This is a genomic window from Pseudomonas sp. PDM22, from assembly GCF_014851965.1.
Classification (GTDB): Bacteria; Pseudomonadota; Gammaproteobacteria; order Pseudomonadales; family Pseudomonadaceae; genus Pseudomonas.
The window spans coordinates 1-15,609 of the sequence record NZ_JACVAR010000003.1 but is presented as its reverse complement, the minus strand read 5'-3'; the positions used below and the strand labels follow the sequence as shown (position 1 = coordinate 15,609).

General features: G+C 63.4%; 15 protein-coding genes and 1 rRNA gene. 7 read left to right on the top strand and 9 right to left on the bottom strand.

All coding sequences use genetic code 11. The features are described 5' to 3' along the window. Window positions 1–4 precede the first annotated feature (4 nt). A complete protein-coding gene (gene speD, locus IB255_RS10940; RefSeq protein WP_017517341.1) occupies window positions 5–799 on the top strand; it encodes an adenosylmethionine decarboxylase in 795 nt (264 codons plus the stop codon). A 56-nt stretch (window positions 800–855) separates the two neighbouring features. On the opposite strand, the gene IB255_RS10935 is transcribed toward speD, so the two are convergent. The 3 genes from IB255_RS10935 to IB255_RS10925 form a co-directional block, all read right to left on the bottom strand. Continuing rightward, entirely contained in the window at window positions 856–1,611 is a 756-nt protein-coding gene (locus IB255_RS10935) for a carbonic anhydrase (RefSeq protein WP_081520756.1), read from the bottom strand. A 142-nt stretch (window positions 1,612–1,753) separates the two neighbouring features. After that, window positions 1,754–2,401: a 2-polyprenyl-3-methyl-6-methoxy-1,4-benzoquinone monooxygenase gene (gene coq7 / locus IB255_RS10930; protein WP_081520755.1), complete on the bottom strand. Its 648-nt coding sequence runs from the start codon at window positions 2,399–2,401 to the stop codon at window positions 1,754–1,756. 102 nt (window positions 2,402–2,503) lie between these two features. After that, window positions 2,504–2,842, bottom strand: a complete 339-nt coding sequence (locus IB255_RS10925) for a histidine triad nucleotide-binding protein (RefSeq protein WP_081520754.1) — start codon at window positions 2,840–2,842, stop codon at window positions 2,504–2,506. 93 nt (window positions 2,843–2,935) lie between these two features. Here IB255_RS10925 and IB255_RS10920 point away from each other — a divergent pair, with 93 nt between their 5' ends. Further along, the gene (locus tag IB255_RS10920; RefSeq protein ID WP_192210371.1) at window positions 2,936–4,417 is read left to right on the top strand and encodes an AAA family ATPase; all 1,482 of its coding nucleotides are present in this window, start codon (window positions 2,936–2,938) and stop codon (window positions 4,415–4,417) included. A gap of 7 nt (window positions 4,418–4,424) precedes the next feature. Here IB255_RS10920 and IB255_RS10915 read toward each other — a convergent pair whose 3' ends face one another. The 4 genes from IB255_RS10915 to hemJ all read right to left on the bottom strand — a co-directional run bounded on the left by IB255_RS10915 (window position 4,425) and on the right by hemJ (window position 7,888). Beyond that, entirely contained in the window at window positions 4,425–5,213 is a 789-nt protein-coding gene (locus IB255_RS10915; RefSeq protein ID WP_045212616.1) for an SDR family NAD(P)-dependent oxidoreductase, read from the bottom strand. Between the two features lie 55 nt (window positions 5,214–5,268). Then, window positions 5,269–6,369: a DUF805 domain-containing protein gene (locus tag IB255_RS10910; protein WP_081520752.1), complete on the bottom strand. Its 1,101-nt coding sequence runs from the start codon at window positions 6,367–6,369 to the stop codon at window positions 5,269–5,271. A gap of 105 nt (window positions 6,370–6,474) precedes the next feature. Beyond that, window positions 6,475–7,443 carry an NAD(P)H-dependent flavin oxidoreductase gene (locus IB255_RS10905; RefSeq protein ID WP_081520751.1) on the bottom strand — a complete coding sequence of 323 codons (969 nt, stop codon included), beginning with the start codon at window positions 7,441–7,443 and terminating at the stop codon, window positions 6,475–6,477. A 19-nt stretch (window positions 7,444–7,462) separates the two neighbouring features. Next, window positions 7,463–7,888, bottom strand: a complete 426-nt coding sequence (gene hemJ, locus IB255_RS10900; RefSeq protein ID WP_192210370.1) for a protoporphyrinogen oxidase HemJ — start codon at window positions 7,886–7,888, stop codon at window positions 7,463–7,465. A gap of 145 nt (window positions 7,889–8,033) precedes the next feature. On the opposite strand from hemJ, the gene IB255_RS10895 reads away from it, so the two are divergent. From IB255_RS10895 to erpA, 3 genes are all read left to right on the top strand, one after another. Further along, a complete protein-coding gene (locus IB255_RS10895) occupies window positions 8,034–9,401 on the top strand; it encodes a chloride channel protein (protein WP_225594816.1) in 1,368 nt (455 codons plus the stop codon). Window positions 9,402–9,490: 89 nt separating this feature from the next. Beyond that, entirely contained in the window at window positions 9,491–10,525 is a 1,035-nt protein-coding gene (argC, locus tag IB255_RS10890; protein WP_081520749.1) for an N-acetyl-gamma-glutamyl-phosphate reductase, read from the top strand. Between the two features lie 135 nt (window positions 10,526–10,660). Then, on the top strand, window positions 10,661–11,011 hold the full coding sequence (gene erpA, locus IB255_RS10885; protein WP_045212604.1) for an iron-sulfur cluster insertion protein ErpA: 351 nt from the start codon (window positions 10,661–10,663) through the stop codon (window positions 11,009–11,011). A gap of 57 nt (window positions 11,012–11,068) precedes the next feature. On the opposite strand, the gene IB255_RS10880 is transcribed toward erpA, so the two are convergent. After that, window positions 11,069–12,160: an anhydro-N-acetylmuramic acid kinase gene (locus IB255_RS10880; RefSeq protein ID WP_192210369.1), complete on the bottom strand. Its 1,092-nt coding sequence runs from the start codon at window positions 12,158–12,160 to the stop codon at window positions 11,069–11,071. 3 nt (window positions 12,161–12,163) lie between these two features. After that, window positions 12,164–13,609, bottom strand: coding sequence for a peptidoglycan DD-metalloendopeptidase family protein (locus IB255_RS10875; RefSeq protein ID WP_192210368.1), 1,446 nt, complete (start codon window positions 13,607–13,609; stop codon window positions 12,164–12,166). Window positions 13,610–13,791: 182 nt separating this feature from the next. Here IB255_RS10875 and tyrS point away from each other — a divergent pair, with 182 nt between their 5' ends. Then, on the top strand, window positions 13,792–14,991 hold the full coding sequence (tyrS, locus tag IB255_RS10870) for a tyrosine--tRNA ligase (protein WP_192210367.1): 1,200 nt from the start codon (window positions 13,792–13,794) through the stop codon (window positions 14,989–14,991). Window positions 14,992–15,536: 545 nt separating this feature from the next. Continuing rightward, window positions 15,537–15,609: ribosomal RNA gene (locus tag IB255_RS10865) — 16S ribosomal RNA — on the top strand; the annotation flags it as partial.

Here is a 15,609-nt window from a genome sequence, read left to right as displayed (position 1 = left end):
CACGGTGAAAAGCAAACTCAAGCTCCACGGGTTCAACAACCTGACGAAGACCTTGAGCTTCAACATCTATGACATCTGCTATGCCGAGACGCCTGAAGACCAGCAGGCCTACGTGCAGTACATCGACGAAGAGTACGATGCCGAACGTCTCACGCAGATCCTCACCGATGTTGTCGACATCATTGGCGCAAACATCCTGAACATCGCCCGTCAGGATTACGATCCGCAAGGCGCCAGCGTAACCATCCTGATCTCCGAGCAGCCGGTCACCCCGACCGACAGCCAGATCGAGGAGTCCCCGGGGCCGCTACCGGAAACCATCCTGGCGCACCTCGACAAGAGCCATATCACCGTGCACACCTATCCGGAGATCCATCCGGTGGAAGGCATCGCGACCTTCCGGGTGGACATCGATGTGTCGACCTGCGGCGTCATCTCGCCGCTGAAAGCGCTCAACTACCTCATCCACCAGTTCGACTCGGACATCGTCACCGTGGATTACCGCGTGCGCGGCTTCACCCGCGACGTGGAAGGCAAGAAGCACTTCATCGACCACGAGATCAACTCGATCCAGAACTATCTCTCCGACGACACGTACGAGGCCTATCAGATGACCGACGTGAACGTGTACCAGGAGAACCTGTTCCACACCAAGATGCTGCTCAAGGAGTTCGACCTGGACAACTACCTGTTCGGGGATGCGACCAGCAACCTGTCGCCCGAACAGCGCAAGCAGGTGGAAGAGCGAGTGCGACACGAAATGCTGGAGATCTTCTACGCGCGCAACATGCCGCGCTGATCCTCCGGCTTCACGAAAAAGGGCGCCCGAAAGCGCCCTTTTTCGTTTCCGTTCACTCAGTCCTCGTCGACTTCGCGCCCGGTTGCCGTCTGAGTAGGACGGTGGTTGTCAGGGAACAGCTTGTGGAACTGCTCGATCTGCTGCTTTGACATCTCGATGGGATTCTCGAACAGCACCCACTGCACACCTTCGGTGCACGGCGGGGTGGTCAGCGAGCCGTGGTAGAACAAGTGGTGGCTGCTGGTCGGGAGCAGTTTGGCAAGGTTTGGCGCCAGCTTGGCAGTGATTGCCGCTTCCTCTCCTTCCTTGGCCGGCAATTGTTTCCACAGTTGCGCCAACTGCTTGTTGGCTTGCCCTTGTTTGATCATCAGCCCCAGCACCAGCAGATGGCCGTTCTTGTCCTGATTTACCAGATGCATTTCCATGGGATAGGACTGGTGGTTGAACTGATGTTCGCTGGGCGTGTGGAAATGAAATTGCAGCAGCTGGTACTCGGTACCCTTATAGATCAGGGTATCGCCACCTTCGATGCTGGCCTGGATGGTGTGGCCGTTGTTGATCAGCTTGAGAGGCGTCTTGCTGTAATGCAGTGCCAGGTCAGTACTGGGAGCTTTCTTCGGTTCGACTTTGGACTTTTCAACGTTGATCGGCGATTGCTCCGTGCCCTTGGCGCACAGCGCGCTACCTTCCTCGCCCCAATGTGCAGGGCCCTGGTCGCCGCTGTAGGACCAGTGTGCGTCAGTGGCGTGGGCTGTGGAGAGGGCGAGGCAGAGCGGGGCTAGCAGATAGGTAATGCGGGGAATGAGGCGCATGGTGACTCCGGTTGAATGAACAGCCGGAGCAGCATCCTCGCCTGCATTGCGCGGCGGAAGATGAAGGAAAATACTTAGGAAATATTCCTGGATTTGGAGGAATTCTCCTGGGGCGATGCAATTCGATCGCCCCAGATCCGGATCAGATCCGGTAGGTGGACTTGGTCATCACCTTGGACAGCAGCGTCATGCCGAACTTCACCGGCGCCGGGAAGCGCAGGCCGCCAGCCTCGATGGCACTGGTGGCGTGGTGCTCCTCGTCTTCGCGCATCTGTTCGAGGATGGCGCGGGACTTCTGGTCCTCGGCGGGGATTTCCGCCAGGTGTTCGTCCAGGTGCTTGCACACCTGGTCCTCGGTGGCTGCGACGAAGCCCAGGCTGACGCGGTCGCTGATCAGCCCGGCGGCAGCGCCGACACCGAAGGACAGGCCGTAGAAGATCGGGTTGAGCACGCTCGGGCGGCTGCCCAGCTCGCGGATACGCTGTTCGCACCAGGCGAGATGGTCGACTTCCTCGTCGGCCGCCTCTTCCATGGCCTTGCGCACCTTCGGCAGCTTGGCGGTCAGTGCCTGGCCCTGGTACAGCGCCTGGGCGCAGACCTCGCCGGTATGGTTGATGCGCATCAGGCCGGCTACGTGGCGGGCATCGGTGTCGCTGAGCTCGGCGTCGGGCTGGACGATGGCAGGGGACGGACGTCCCGGGTGACCGCTGAAGGGCAGCAGGGTGCGCAGCGCGGCATCGGCCTGCAGCAGGAAGCGGTCGGCGGGGGAGTAGTGACGGTCGGCGGACATGGCGCACCTCCGAGTAGGAACATTCGCCCGGCAGTTTACCGGATGGCGGATGACAGGTCTTGCCGAGGTGCGCGCAACTTCTTCTGCCCGATCAGCCGATGGTCAGCCCGGCGGCCAGTGCATCTGGCGCTGACCCAGCACGTGCATGTGGATGTGGTGCACGGTCTGGCCGCCCAGGTCGTTGCAGTTCATCACCACGCGGAAGCCCTCGTCGCAGCCCTGCTCCTTCGCCAGGCGCTGGGCGGTGAAGAGGATGTGGCCGGCCAGCGGCTTGTCCGCCTCGGTCAGGTCGTTGAGGGTAGAAACGTGCTTCTTCGGAATCACCAGGAAGTGCACCGGCGCCTGCGGGCCGATGTCGTGGAAGGCGATGACCTGGTCATCTTCATAGAGCTTGCGCGCGGGAATGTCCCCGGCGACGATCTTGCAGAACAGACAGTCCACGAATTGCTCCTCCAGCGGTGGGGTCAGGAGCAGCAGTTTAGCGGCCGTCGACCGTCGCGCCCAGTTCCGGGCCGGCCAACGCAAGGAGCGAGCGTGCAGAACGATATCCATGACCTGGGCCTGGTGCTCGATTCCAGGGTCAAGCTGATCGTCATCGAGTCCTGGGATGAACCCCGTGTGCTGGAGACCCTGACCGGCCTCGCGGTACGCCGTGGGCTCAACCTGCAGCTGTGGTCGACGACCGAAGGCCTGCAGCGCCTCGGTTTTGGCGGGGAGCCCCAGGGAGAGAACGACAGTCGCGAGGCGGAGAATGCGCTGCGTCTGATCAAGGCCGACCTGCAGCCGAACCTCTATGTGCTTTGCGATCTGCATCCTTATCTGGTGGATAACCCGCGCGCCGTGCGTCTGCTCAAGGAGATCGCCATGGCCGAGGGCAATTTCCGCCCGACCGTGGTGCTGGTTTCCCATGCGCTGAAGCTGCCCGCCGAAGTCCAGCGCTTCGCCGCGCGCTTTGCCCTGTCGCTGCCCTCCGAGGATGAGCTGGTGGGGCTGGTGCGCGAGGAGGCGAGCCGCTGGAGCGAGCGCAACAAGGGCGCGCGGGTACGCACGGATAACCGGACCCTGCGCCAGGTCGTGAAGAACCTGCGCGGCCTGACCCATGGCGAGGCCCGGCTGCTGGCGCGCAGTGTGATCTGCAACGACGGGGCGATCACCCAGGAAGACCTGCCGGAGCTCAATCGCACCAAGTTCGAGCTGCTCAACCTCGACGGCGTCCTCAGTTTCGAACACGACACCGCACGCTTCGCCGAAGTGGGCGGACTGGCCAACCTCAAGCGCTGGCTGGGCGAGCGGCAGAGCGCCTTCACCGAGAGCAAGGAGAAGGACCTGCCCAAGGGCGTGCTGCTGGTGGGTGTGCAGGGCGGCGGCAAGAGCCTGGCGGCCAAGGCCGTTGCCGGCCTCTGGGGACTGCCATTGCTGCGCCTGGATTTCGGCAGCCTCTACAACAAGTACTTCGGCGAGACCGAACGCAATCTGCGCGAGGCGTTGCGCCTCGCGGACAGCATGGCGCCCTGCGTGCTCTGGGCGGACGAGATCGAGAAAGGCGTGGCCACGGGGGATCAGGACAACGGCGTCAGTCAGCGCGTTCTGGCGACGCTGCTGACCTGGATGGCCGAGCGCAAGGCGCCGGTATTCATGGTGGCGACCGCCAACGCCATCGATCGGCTGCCGCCGGAGCTGGTGCGCAAGGGGCGCTTCGACGAGCTGTTTTTCGTCGATCTGCCCGATCATGCCGTGCGCATGGACATCTTCCGTATTCACCTCGTGCGCCGGGAGCTGGAGGTGACGCAGTTCGATCTGGGCGAGCTGGCCGAAGCGGCCGACGGTTTCTCGGGGGCGGAGATCGAGCAGGCGGTGGTGGGCGCCTTCTACGCCGCGCAGGCACGGCAGAAGGCGGTGGATCAGACGCTGCTGCTGGAGGAAATCCGCCGCACCGCACCGTTGTCGGTGGTCATGGCGGAAGAGCTGGCCGCCCTGCGCCAGTGGGCCGACGGCCGTACCGTGCGCGCGGACTGAGCCTGAATCAGCTGGCCAGCGCCAGGCGGTTGATGCGCCCGGCCAGCTTGCGCATGACCCAGCGTGGCAGCAGGCGCACGCCACAGGCGAACAGACGGTTGCGCCAGCCGGGGATGATCAGCGCGGGCGCGCGGCGCAGCGCTTTCACGGTGAGGAAGGCGACTTCCTCGGGAGTCATGACGCGCTTGCCGTCGTCGAGCTTGCCCAGGCGCATATCGGCATTGCGGTAGAAGGCCGTGCGGGTCGGTCCTGGGCACAGCACCGAGACCTTGATGCCGCGGCCTTTGAGTTCTTCGCGCAGACCTTCGGAGAAATGCAGTACGAACGCCTTGCTGGCGTAGTAGCTGCTCATCCACGGACCAGGCAGCAGGCTGGCCATGGAGGCGACGTTGAGAATCCGCCCGCCGCCGGTGCGCTCCATCATCGCGCCGATGCCGTGGCACAGGCGGGCCAGGGCCAGGACGTTGAGCTCCAGCAGTTCCTGCTCGCGGGACCAGTCCTGGTCGATGAAGGCGCCGGAAGTGCCGACGCCGGCATTGTTCACCAGCAGCTCGATCTGCCGCCCGCTCTGTTCCAGCTCGTGCAGCAGGCCTGAGATCTGCAGCGGTTCTGACAGGTCGCAGACGCGGAACAGCACCTCCACCCCGAAACGCTGAGACAACTCGCAGGCGGCGCTGTCCAGTGCATCGCGCTGGCGCGCCACCAGGATCAGTGCCTGGCCGCGGCGCGCGAGGGCTTCGGCCAGGGCCAGGCCGATACCGCTGGAAGCGCCGGTGATGAGGGCAAAACGAGGCATTCAGGAGTCTCTGTGACGGGGTGGCGTTCGACCACGCCCGCCACGGGTTGTTGCATTACTGATCCGAGTCGCCGCCTTCGGTGTCGCCACTGCTGAAGTCGCCGTCGGAGGGCTCCGCGGTGGCAGCCGGATCGGCAGTCTCGTCGCCTTGCTGGTATTGCGAGGCCTGCGCTGCCTGGGCGCGTTCGACGTAGCTCTGATAGGCCGGGATCGCGATGGCGGCGAGGATACCGCCAAACACCGGGAACAGCAGCCAGGAGAAGGCCAGGACCTTGACGCCGGTGCTGTTGGGCGGCGGCGGCGGGCCGAAGCGGTTGGTGCTCTGTTCGCCGGGCATGAACAGCATCAGCAGGCTGAGGACGGCGTTGACGAAGGGCACCAGCAGGACCAGCCAGAGCCAGCCGGACCAGCCCAGGTCATGCAGGCGCTGTACGCCGATGGGGACGCTGAAGACCATGGCGGCGATGACTACTGCGGCGATGGCGACCACGCCCAGGGGCATCGAGACGGCCATCAGCAGGCTGGCGACCAGGTAGGCGCCGAAGACGATGAAGGACAGCGCGGCGGACCAGCCGAGGTAGCGCACGCGACCGATCCGGCCTGACAGGCTGCGGACTTTCAGTTCGCCGAACTCCGGCAGGTCGTCGCCGACCTTGGCCTGGGGCGGTGCATAGGGGGAGGCCGGCGCGTTCGGAGCCGTGGCTGCCACGGTGGGCACCGGGTTGGCTGCCAGCTCGGCCTGACGTGCCAGGTACTTCTCGATGACGATGCCGCAGGCGCTGCACTCGATGGCGGCGGCCTGCTCATGGCCGCACTTGGGGCAGGTCATCTGCTCGTTGCTGGTGTTTTCGCCGGCGGCACGAGCGGCCAGGGTCGCTTCGCTGGGATGGTCATCGGTCTCCACCAGGCTGAAACCGGCAACGCCTTCGGCTTCCTTGCGGGCGTTGGCGCCGGCGCCGTGGAGGGCGCGCAGGTACTTGTCGGCTTCATCGTCGGAGAGGTCGCGCTTGAGCACGACCGGCTGGCCGCTGAACAGCGCTTCGATCTTCGCGGCGTCGCTCTTGAACAGGCGGGCGAGGTTCTCCTTGGCGGTTTCCAGGGGGGTCTGCGGCATCAGCGCGCCGTCGAACACGATCTTGAAGCGGGATTGATCCATCGGGGCATCCTTGTCTTCTGGCTATGTTGGAATCGCTACAGCGTAATCGGGCCGCCGAGGGCCAACAAGCGGCCCCGGCGGATATATCGTGAGCGGTGCCGCAGCTCAGACCAGCAATTGGTTGGACAGGCCGGCGCTGCGGGTCAGGGCCTGGCGGTATTCGTGGTCGAGCCGCGCGATCAACTCGCCCACTGCGGGCAGGTCGCGGATATCGCCGACACCCTGGCCGGCGGACCATACGGTCTTCCAGGCCTTGGCCTCGTCGCTGACCGGCTTGAGCTTCTCGCCGTAGTCGAGCGCGCCCTTGTCGTTCAGCCGTTGCATGTCGAAGCCGGCGGCCTCGAGGCTCTGGCGCATGAAACTGGCCGGCACACCGGAGACGGCGGGGGTGTGGATGATGTCGGCGGCGCGGGCGTTGAGCAGCATGTGCTTGTAGTCCTCGGAGGCGGCGCTCTCGCGGGTGGCGATGAAGCGGGTGCCGAGGTAGGCAAGGTCGGCGCCCAGCACCTGGGCGGCGAGGATTTCGTGGCCGTGGTTGATGCAGCCGGCCAGCAGCAGGGTCTTGTCGAAGAACTGGCGGATCTCGGCAACCAGCGCGAACGGGCTCCAGGTGCCGGCGTGACCACCGGCGCCGGCGGCCACGGCGATCAGGCCATCGACGCCGGCTTCCGCCGCCTTTTCGGCATGACGGCGGGTGGTGACGTCATGGAATACCAGGCCGCCATAGCTGTGCACTGCGTCTACCACTTCGCGCACCGCGCCCAGGCTGGTGATGACGATGGGCACCTTGTGCTCGACGCAGAGCTTTAGGTCTTCCTGCAGGCGCGGGTTGGTGTTGTGGACGATCAGGTTTACCGCATAGGGCGCGGCCTGCGGGTCGGCGGCCAGCCCGGCCTCGATCTCTTCCAGCCAGGCCTTGAAACCGCTGCTCTCGCGCTGGTTCAGCGCCGGGAAGCTGCCGACGATGCCGCTCTTGCAGCAGGCCAGCACCAGTTGCGGGTTGGAGACCAGGAACATCGGTGCCGCCACCAGGGGAATGCGCAGGCGGCGGTCGAGCAGGGCGGGCAGGGACATGACAGTCTCCTTGTCGGGGTCAGAAGGGTTTGACGACCACCAGGATCACGATGGCGATCAGGAACAGCACCGGCACTTCGTTGAACCAGCGGTAGAACACATGGCTGCGGCCTTTCTCGCCACGGGCGAAGCGCTTGAGCATGGCGCCGCAGGCGTGGTGGTAGCCGATCAGCAGGACCACCAGGGTCAGCTTGGCGTGCATCCAGCCCTGGGTCAGCCAGGCCGGGTTGAGGTAGAGCATCCAGGCGCCGAGGACGAGGGTGAGGATCATCGACGGGCCCATGATGCCGCGGTACAGCTTGCGTTCCATGATGCAGAAGCGCTCGCGGCTGGCGGCGTCCTCGCTCATGGCGTGGTAGACGAACAGTCGCGGCAGATAGAAGAGGCCGGCGAACCAGCAGACCACGGCAATGATGTGAAAGGCTTTCAACCACAGGTAAAGCATCAGGACTTCCTCGGATCACGGTGAGCCGATAGTAGTGGCGCCGTGCAATGGCGTCATCCCTGCGTCTATTACACTGAGCTCTTCCGTCCGTGGCTGTTTGCCGCGCGCGCCGCATGGCATCCGGAAGATGCCCGGCTTCGTGTCCATGTCAGAACCTGCATTGCCGGAGAGTTCCAGCGAGCCGACTGGTGACTCGTCTGCTCGTACCGTCCCCAAGCGCCCGCTGGCGCGACACCCATTGCTGCGCCAGTGGCGGCGCAACCTGGCGTTCTGGCTCGGTGCGCTGCTGGTCGGGCTGGTGGCCCTGGCCTTCGCCCACCTGGCGGACCTCGCCAGCGCGACCTTCCGCGGCGTGGTCGCGCATAGCCCGTGGTGGCCGTGGCTGCTTTGCCCGCTGGGCTTCGCCGGCCTGGTCTGGCTGACCCAGGGGGCGCTGAAGAACACCCGTGGCAGCGGCATTCCACAGGTCATCGTGGCGCTGGAGCAGCGCAGCAGCCGCACACGCAATGCCCTGCTATCGGTGCGGATTGCCGTGGGCAAGCTGGCGATGACTTTGCTGGCGCTGCTGGTGGGGGCCTCGGCCGGCCGCGAGGGCCCGACCGTGCATATTGGCGCGGCACTTATGTATTCGCTCGGCCGTCGCCTGGGGCTCTACGACAAGCGCACGGTGTCCGGCCTGATCATCGCTGGCGGTGCGGCGGGCATCGCGGCCGCCTTCAATACGCCACTGGGCGGGGTGGTCTTCGCCATCGAGGAGCTGAGCCGCACCTTCGAGCAACGCTTCAGCGGGCTGGTGCTCACCGCTGTCCTGCTCGGCGGCATGGTCACGCTCGGCCTGATGGGCAGCTACAGCTATTTCGGTCGCCTCTCGGAAAGCATGCCTCTGGGCCCGGCATGGATCGCCGTGGTGGTCTGTGGGGTGCTCGGTGGCTTGCTTGGCGGCCTCTACTGCCGGCTCGTGCTGCCGACCCATCGCGGTCCGCTCGGCTTCATCAGCCGCTGGCGCGGGCGCTGGCCGATCCGTTTCGCGGCGGTGTGTGGTCTGCTGCTGGCGCTGCTCGGCCTGTTGTCCGGGCAGCACGTGTTCGGCACCGGGTACGCAGAGACCCGGTCCATCCTCGAGGGGCAGCCGGTGGTGGGGCAGGACTTCCTCCTGTGGAAGTTCATCGCCAACGTGATCTCGTTCATCGCCGGCATTCCAGGCGGACTGTTCTCGCCTTCGCTCACCGTAGGCGCCAGTCTGGCGCCCTGGCTGACGCCGCTGATTCCCGGCGCAAGCCTGCCGGCAGTGGCGCTGCTGGGGATGTCCGCCTACCTCGCCGGGGTCACGCGCACGCCGCTCACCGCCACGGTGATCACCGTCGAGATGTCCCACAGCCCGGACATGCTGATCCCCATCCTCGCCGCCACGCTGCTGGCCAGTGGTGTATCGGCGCGCCTGAACCCGTTGCCGATCTATCACGCGCTCGCTCGTCAGATGCAGGAAACCCTGGCTCCGACCAAAGGCTCTTAAACCTGCGTGCATTCGCTCTGTTCAGCGGGGGCAGCGGCTCATATCATGGCTGCCCCTGAATTTGGCCCCATAGGTGGAGTGACAGGCAGATGATCAAGGTCGGTATCGTAGGCGGTACGGGTTATACGGGCGTGGAACTGCTGCGCCTGCTGGCACAGCATCCCCAGGCTCGCGTCGAGGTGATTACCTCGCGGTCCGAGGAGGGCGTGAAAGTCGCCGACATGTACCCGAACCTGCGAGGCCACTACGACGGCCTGGCTTTCAGCGTGCCGGACGTGAAGCGTCTGGGCGAATGCGACGTGGTGTTCTTCGCCACTCCGCACGGCGTGGCCCACGCACTGGCCGGCGAACTGCTGGCGACCGGTACCCGGGTGATCGACCTGTCCGCAGACTTCCGCCTGCAGGACGCGGAGGAATGGGCCAAGTGGTACGGCCAGCCCCACGGTGCGCCCGAACTGCTGTCCGAAGCCGTCTATGGCCTGCCGGAAGTGAATCGCGAGGCGATCAAGTCCGCGCGCCTGATCGCCGTTCCCGGCTGCTACCCGACCGCTACCCAGCTCGGTTTCATCCCGCTGCTGGAGAACGGTCTGGCCGATGCCAGCCAGCTGATCGCTGACTGCAAATCCGGTGTCAGCGGTGCTGGCCGTGGTGCCAAGGTCGGTTCGCTGTTCTGCGAAGCCGGTGAAAGCATGATGGCCTACTCGGTGAAAGGTCACCGTCACCTGCCGGAAATCAGCCAGGGCCTGCGTCGCGCAGCCAAGGGCGATGTCGGCCTGACCTTCGTGCCGCACCTGACCCCGATGATCCGCGGTATCCACGCGACCCTGTACGCGCGCGTCGCTGACCGTGGCGTCGACCTGCAGAAGCTGTATGAAGAGCGCTACGCCAACGAGCCGTTCGTCGACGTGATGCCGGCAGGCAGCCACCCGGAAACCCGCAGCGTGCGCGGCGCCAACGTCTGCCGCATCGCGGTACACCGTCCGCAGGGCGGAGACCTGGTGGTGATCCTCTCGGTCATCGACAACCTGGTGAAGGGTGCATCCGGCCAGGCGATCCAGAACATGAACATCCTGTTCGGCCTGGACGAGCACCTGGGCCTGTCCAACGTCGCGCTGCTGCCGTAAGGAAAGACTGCCCCGTAAGGCGGTCGATTGATCTGGACCAATGGATGAGTCGGATTAGTTGACCGTTTTTCTGGGGTAAGCGGATAATGGTCCGCAATGTTGTAACGTACGGCCTCGGCCGGGAGAGTTTTCACCATGACCATCGAAACCTTCACCCCCACTCCGCTGATGTTCTCGCAAGGCGCTGCGAACAAGGTGAAGAACCTGATCGACGAAGAAGGCAATCCGCGCCTCAAGCTGCGGGTATTCGTCACGGGCGGTGGCTGTTCGGGCTTCCAGTACGGGTTCACCTTCGATGAAGACACCGCGGACGACGACACCATCGTCGAGCGCGATGGCGTCAACCTCGTGGTCGATCCGATGAGCTTCCAGTACCTTGCCGGTGCGGAAGTGGACTATCAGGAAGGCCTCGAAGGTTCGCGGTTCGTCATCAAGAACCCGAACGCAGCGACCACCTGCGGCTGCGGTCAGTCCTTCTCGATCTGATGCCGTAGCAGCGAAAACGCCGCGCAGATGCGCGGCGTTTTTGTTTGTGCGTCGGACTCAGGCGGGGTAGAGCGCGCCGAGGATACGGGGTCCCTGCGCGGCCGTGACTTCCGGGCAGTTGCCGGGCGCGCGTTCGAAGAAGCGATGGGCCAGCCAGGCAAAGGCCATTGCCTCCATCCACTCCGGTGGTACGCCACGCTCGAGGCTGCTGATCACGCTGGCGCCAGGCATGTGCGCGGCCAGTCGTTGCATCAGTGCCACGTTGAAGGCGCCGCCACCGCAAACCACTACTTCTTCACAGCCGGGCTGCGCATCCAATAGTGCGGCGGCGATGCTTTGCGCGGTCAGTTCGAGCAGGGTTGCCTGCACGTCTTCAGCCTTTGCCGGGCCGTGGCCGGCCAGGACTGCGTTCAGCCAGTTCAGGTTGAAGCGCTCCCGTCCGGTGCTCTTCGGGCCTTTTGCCGCGAAGAAATCATCGGTCAGCATCTTCTGCAGCAGCGTCTGGTCGATGCTGCCGCTGGCAGCCCAGGCGCCATCTCGGTCATAGGCTTCGCCGCGCTGCTCCTGAATCCAGGCATCCAGCAGGACGTTGCCGGGGCCACAGTCGAATCCGCGAACCGGTTTGTCAGGGCTGAGCAGCGAGACATTGCTGAAACCGCCCACATTCAGGATGGTGCACTCGCGACCCTCGCTGCCGAACAGCGCACGGTGGAAAGCGGGCACCAGCGGTGCGCCCTGGCCGCCGGCGGCTACGTCGCGGCGGCGGAAGTCGGCGACGACATCGATGCCGGTCAGTTCGGCTAGCAGTGCTGGGTTGCCGATCTGCACGGTGAAGCCCAGATGCGGTTCGTGGCGAATGGTCTGGCCGTGGCTGCCGATGGCGCGAATGGCGCTGGCGCTCAGTTTCTCGCGGGCGAGGAGTTCATTGATGCCCTGGGCAGCCAGGCGTACCCAGCTGTTTTCCGCGAGGGCGGAGCGGGCGATCTCGTCAGGGCCGGGAGAGCAGAGTGCCAGAAGGTCGGCGCGCAACGCAGCAGGCATGGGGAGGTAGTGGGAGGCGAGCAGAGTGGTCTGCTCGCCTTGCTCGATCAGGGCGATGTCCAGCCCATCGAGGCTGGTACCGGACATTACCCCCAGATAGAGCGGCATGGATCAGCGCTTGTTCAGGGCCAGGAAGGTTGCCTTCTCCTGGTCCATGCGCGCGATCAGCGGTTGCGCCTGTGCCATGAAGCGCTTGCGCTCCGGGCCGGACAGCGGATCAGCCGTCGGCAGCTTGGCGCTCAGCGGATCGACATGCTGGCCGTTCACCTGGAACTCGTAGTGCAGGTGCGGGCCGGTGGCGAGGCCGGTCATGCCGACGTAGCCGATGATCTGGCCCTGCTTCACCGCCACGCCGGAGCGGATGCCCTTGGCGAAGCGGCTCATGTGGCCGTACACGGTGCGATAGCGCTGGCCATGCTGGATCACCACGGCATTGCCGTAGCCACCCTTGCGACCGGCTTCGAGGATCTTGCCGTCGCCGGTCGCCTTGATCGGGGTGCCGATCGGCGCCGCGTAGTCCACGCCCTTGTGCGCACGAATCTTGTTCAGGATCGGGTGGAAACGCCCAATGGAGAAGCGCGAGCTGATACGGGCGAAGTCCACCGGAGTACGGATGAACGCCTTGCGCATGCTGCTGCCATCGGCGCGCAGGTAGCTGGTGCTGCCCTGTTTGCTGGTGTAGCGCACGGCGGTGTATTCCTTGCCGCGGTTGACGAAGCGCACCGCGAGGATGCTGCCGGTGCCGACCTGCTTGCCTTTCACCTGCTGGGATTCGTAGATCACGTCGAACGAGTCGCCTTCGCGAATATCCTGGGCGAAGTCGATGTCGTAGCCGAGGATGTTGGCCATCGACATGATCAGATCATGGGACAGCCCGGCATTCTTGCCGGCGACGAACAGCGAGCTGTCGACGCGGCCGTGGGCATAGTTCGCATGTACCGAGGGTTTGACCAGGTCGCGCTTGAAGTCATAGCCCTTGGCGGACTTGTTCAGGCTGATGGTTTCCAGGTCACTGCGCTTGACCTTCAGGCTCTGCAGCTCGCCCTTGGTGTCGATGAGGAAGTCCACGTCCTGGCCGATATCAAGACGGGTGAACTGCTTGGCGTCCTTGCTGGCGGCAAGCATGTCGTGCACGGCGTTCGCCGGCAGGCCGGCCTTCGCGAACACGTTGGAAAGAGTGTCGCCCTTGCCCACGGTCACGCTCTTCCAGGCAGGTTCAGCCGGTGCGGAGGGGGAGGGTTGCTGGTTCGAATCGGCGAGAGCTTTGTTCTTCTGCGCGTCTTTTTCGGCGCTGTTCTGGTTGTCCGGCTGGCCTTCTATCTGTGCAAAAGGCGAAGAGCCGCTGTCTTCCGTGACCGGATTGGGTCGGAGGTCGTCTTTTTCCTGGAGGATCTGCTCGGTGCCGCTCTCCAGCTCGAGGTTGAGCGTGGTCTTCTTCGCTTCGACCTCGGCCGAAGGGAACACCAGCAGAGCCAGGCTGAGGAGCGCTGCTACACCGCTTGCGGCCAGCAGATGGCTCTTCGGGTAGTACGGCGCTTTCTGATCGGATTGCGTCATGGCGTGAGTGGTGTTTTTGGAATGTGAAATAACTGCCTAAAATATAACCAAATTCCCTCTGAAGCAACCCTGATGTCGGGCTTCTGACGTCCTGTCTTCTGGCGCTGGGCAAAACTTGTTTTTAGTGCCTGTTCTTGTATCGTTGGTTCCCTTTCGCAATTCGCAACGTACAGGAACCTGCAATGAAGTCGGTCGAAGAGCAGCTGGCGCTGATCCAGCGCGGTGCAGACGAAATTCTCGTGGAGGCCGAGCTGATCGAAAAGCTCAAGCGCGGCCAGCCCCTGCGTATCAAGGCCGGCTTCGACCCGACCGCTCCTGACCTGCACCTGGGACACACCGTCCTTATTAATAAGCTGCGTCAGTTCCAGGAGCTGGGCCATCAGGTGATCTTCCTGATCGGTGACTTCACTGGGATGATCGGTGACCCCAGCGGGAAAAGTGTTACCCGCCCACCCCTCACCCGCGAGCAGGTTCTCGACAACGCCGAGACGTACAAGGCCCAGGTTTTCAAGATTCTCGACCCCGCGAAGACCGAAGTAGCCTTCAATTCCACCTGGATGGACCAGCTTTCCCCCGCTGATTTCATTCGTCTGGCTTCCCAGTACACCGTTGCTCGTATGCTGGAACGCGATGATTTCAGCAAACGCTATGCCAGCAATCAGTCCATCGCCATTCACGAGTTCCTCTATCCGCTGGTCCAGGGCTACGACTCGGTAGCACTGCGTGCGGACGTCGAGCTCGGCGGCACCGACCAGAAGTTCAACCTGCTGATGGGGCGTGAGCTCCAGCGTGCCTATGAGCAGGAGCCTCAGTGCATCCTGACCATGCCGCTGCTCGAAGGCCTGGATGGCGTGAAGAAGATGTCCAAGTCCCTGGGCAACTACATCGGCATCCAGGAAGCGCCGGGCGTCATGTACAGCAAGCTGGTCTCCATTCCGGATACCCTGATGTGGCGTTACTTCGAGCTGCTCAGCTTCCGCTCCATGGAAGAGATCGAGGGCTTCAAGAAAGACGTCGAGGCTGGCGCCAACCCCCGCGACATCAAGATCAAGCTGGCGGAAGAGATCGTGGCCCGCTTCCATGGTGAGGAAGCGGCTGCTTCCGCGCACAAGTCCGCTGGCAACCGCCTGAAAGAGGGTGAGCTGCCGGAAGACCTGCCGGAAGTGGAGGTCGCCGCTACGGAAGACCTGCCCATTGGTGCCGTCCTTAATAAGGCAGGCCTGGTGAAGAACTCGGCTGTCGCTCGCGACCTACTGTCGTCCGGCGGTGTGCGGGTGGATGGTGAGGCTGTGGATCGCAGCTTTGTCTTCAAGGTAGGCGCTACCCATGTCCTGCAGGCCGGCAAGAAGGCTTTCGCTCGCGTCTCCCTGGCCGCTGAGTGAAGAAAGTTTAAATTAGTCGTTGACGGCCGATTTAAACTCCCTATAATGCGCACCACTCCCAGCGACGAAGCGCTGAAAGAACTTGAAAATCAAGTACTTACAGAGATTCGAAGGTGAGGGTGGTGGTCAGGCAGGTGATTCACTTGCCGCTCTTCATTAGCTGCTCCGGCAGCGAGCTGAAAAGAAGATCGCTGAGGTGGTTGACAGCGAGTTTGATCGCTGTAGAATGCGTCTCCCGCTGATGAGAAGGTTTCCTTCGCTGAAGCGCAAGCGATTGAGTAGAAAAGAAATTTTCGAAAAATAAAGCTTGACGGAAAGAGAGGTTAGCGTAGAATGCGCGCCTCGGTTGAGACGAAAGCCTCAGTCAAACGCTCTTTAACAAGTTGAATCAAGCAATTCGTGTGGGTGCTTGTGATGTAAGACTGATGATCGACTGATTATCAGCAGCGCAAGTAACACTCGTGAATTCGAGAGTTTTAGCTCTTTAAATAGAGCATGCGATTGCTGAGCCAAGTTTAGGGTTTTCTCAAAACCCAAGCAGTATTGAACTGAAGAGTTTGATCATGGCTCAGATTGAACGCTGGCGGCAGGCCTAACACATGCAAGTCGAGCGGATGA

Coding starts and splice junctions, on each gene's coding strand:
- IB255_RS10935 (WP_081520756.1), bottom strand. CDS start 1,611: ATGCGCCTCATTCCCCGCATTACCTATCTGCTAGCCCCGCTCTGCCTC.
- coq7 (WP_081520755.1), bottom strand. CDS start 2,401: ATGTCCGCCGACCGTCACTACTCCCCCGCCGACCGCTTCCTGCTGCAG.
- IB255_RS10915 (WP_045212616.1), bottom strand. CDS start 5,213: ATGCCTCGTTTTGCCCTCATCACCGGCGCTTCCAGCGGTATCGGCCTG.
- IB255_RS10910 (WP_081520752.1), bottom strand. CDS start 6,369: ATGGATCAATCCCGCTTCAAGATCGTGTTCGACGGCGCGCTGATGCCG.
- IB255_RS10905 (WP_081520751.1), bottom strand. CDS start 7,443: ATGTCCCTGCCCGCCCTGCTCGACCGCCGCCTGCGCATTCCCCTGGTG.
- hemJ (WP_192210370.1), bottom strand. CDS start 7,888: ATGCTTTACCTGTGGTTGAAAGCCTTTCACATCATTGCCGTGGTCTGC.
- IB255_RS10895 (WP_225594816.1), top strand. CDS start 8,034: ATGTCAGAACCTGCATTGCCGGAGAGTTCCAGCGAGCCGACTGGTGAC.
- argC (WP_081520749.1), top strand. CDS start 9,491: ATGATCAAGGTCGGTATCGTAGGCGGTACGGGTTATACGGGCGTGGAA.
- erpA (WP_045212604.1), top strand. CDS start 10,661: ATGACCATCGAAACCTTCACCCCCACTCCGCTGATGTTCTCGCAAGGC.
- IB255_RS10880 (WP_192210369.1), bottom strand. CDS start 12,160: ATGCCGCTCTATCTGGGGGTAATGTCCGGTACCAGCCTCGATGGGCTG.
- IB255_RS10875 (WP_192210368.1), bottom strand. CDS start 13,609: ATGACGCAATCCGATCAGAAAGCGCCGTACTACCCGAAGAGCCATCTG.
- tyrS (WP_192210367.1), top strand. CDS start 13,792: ATGAAGTCGGTCGAAGAGCAGCTGGCGCTGATCCAGCGCGGTGCAGAC.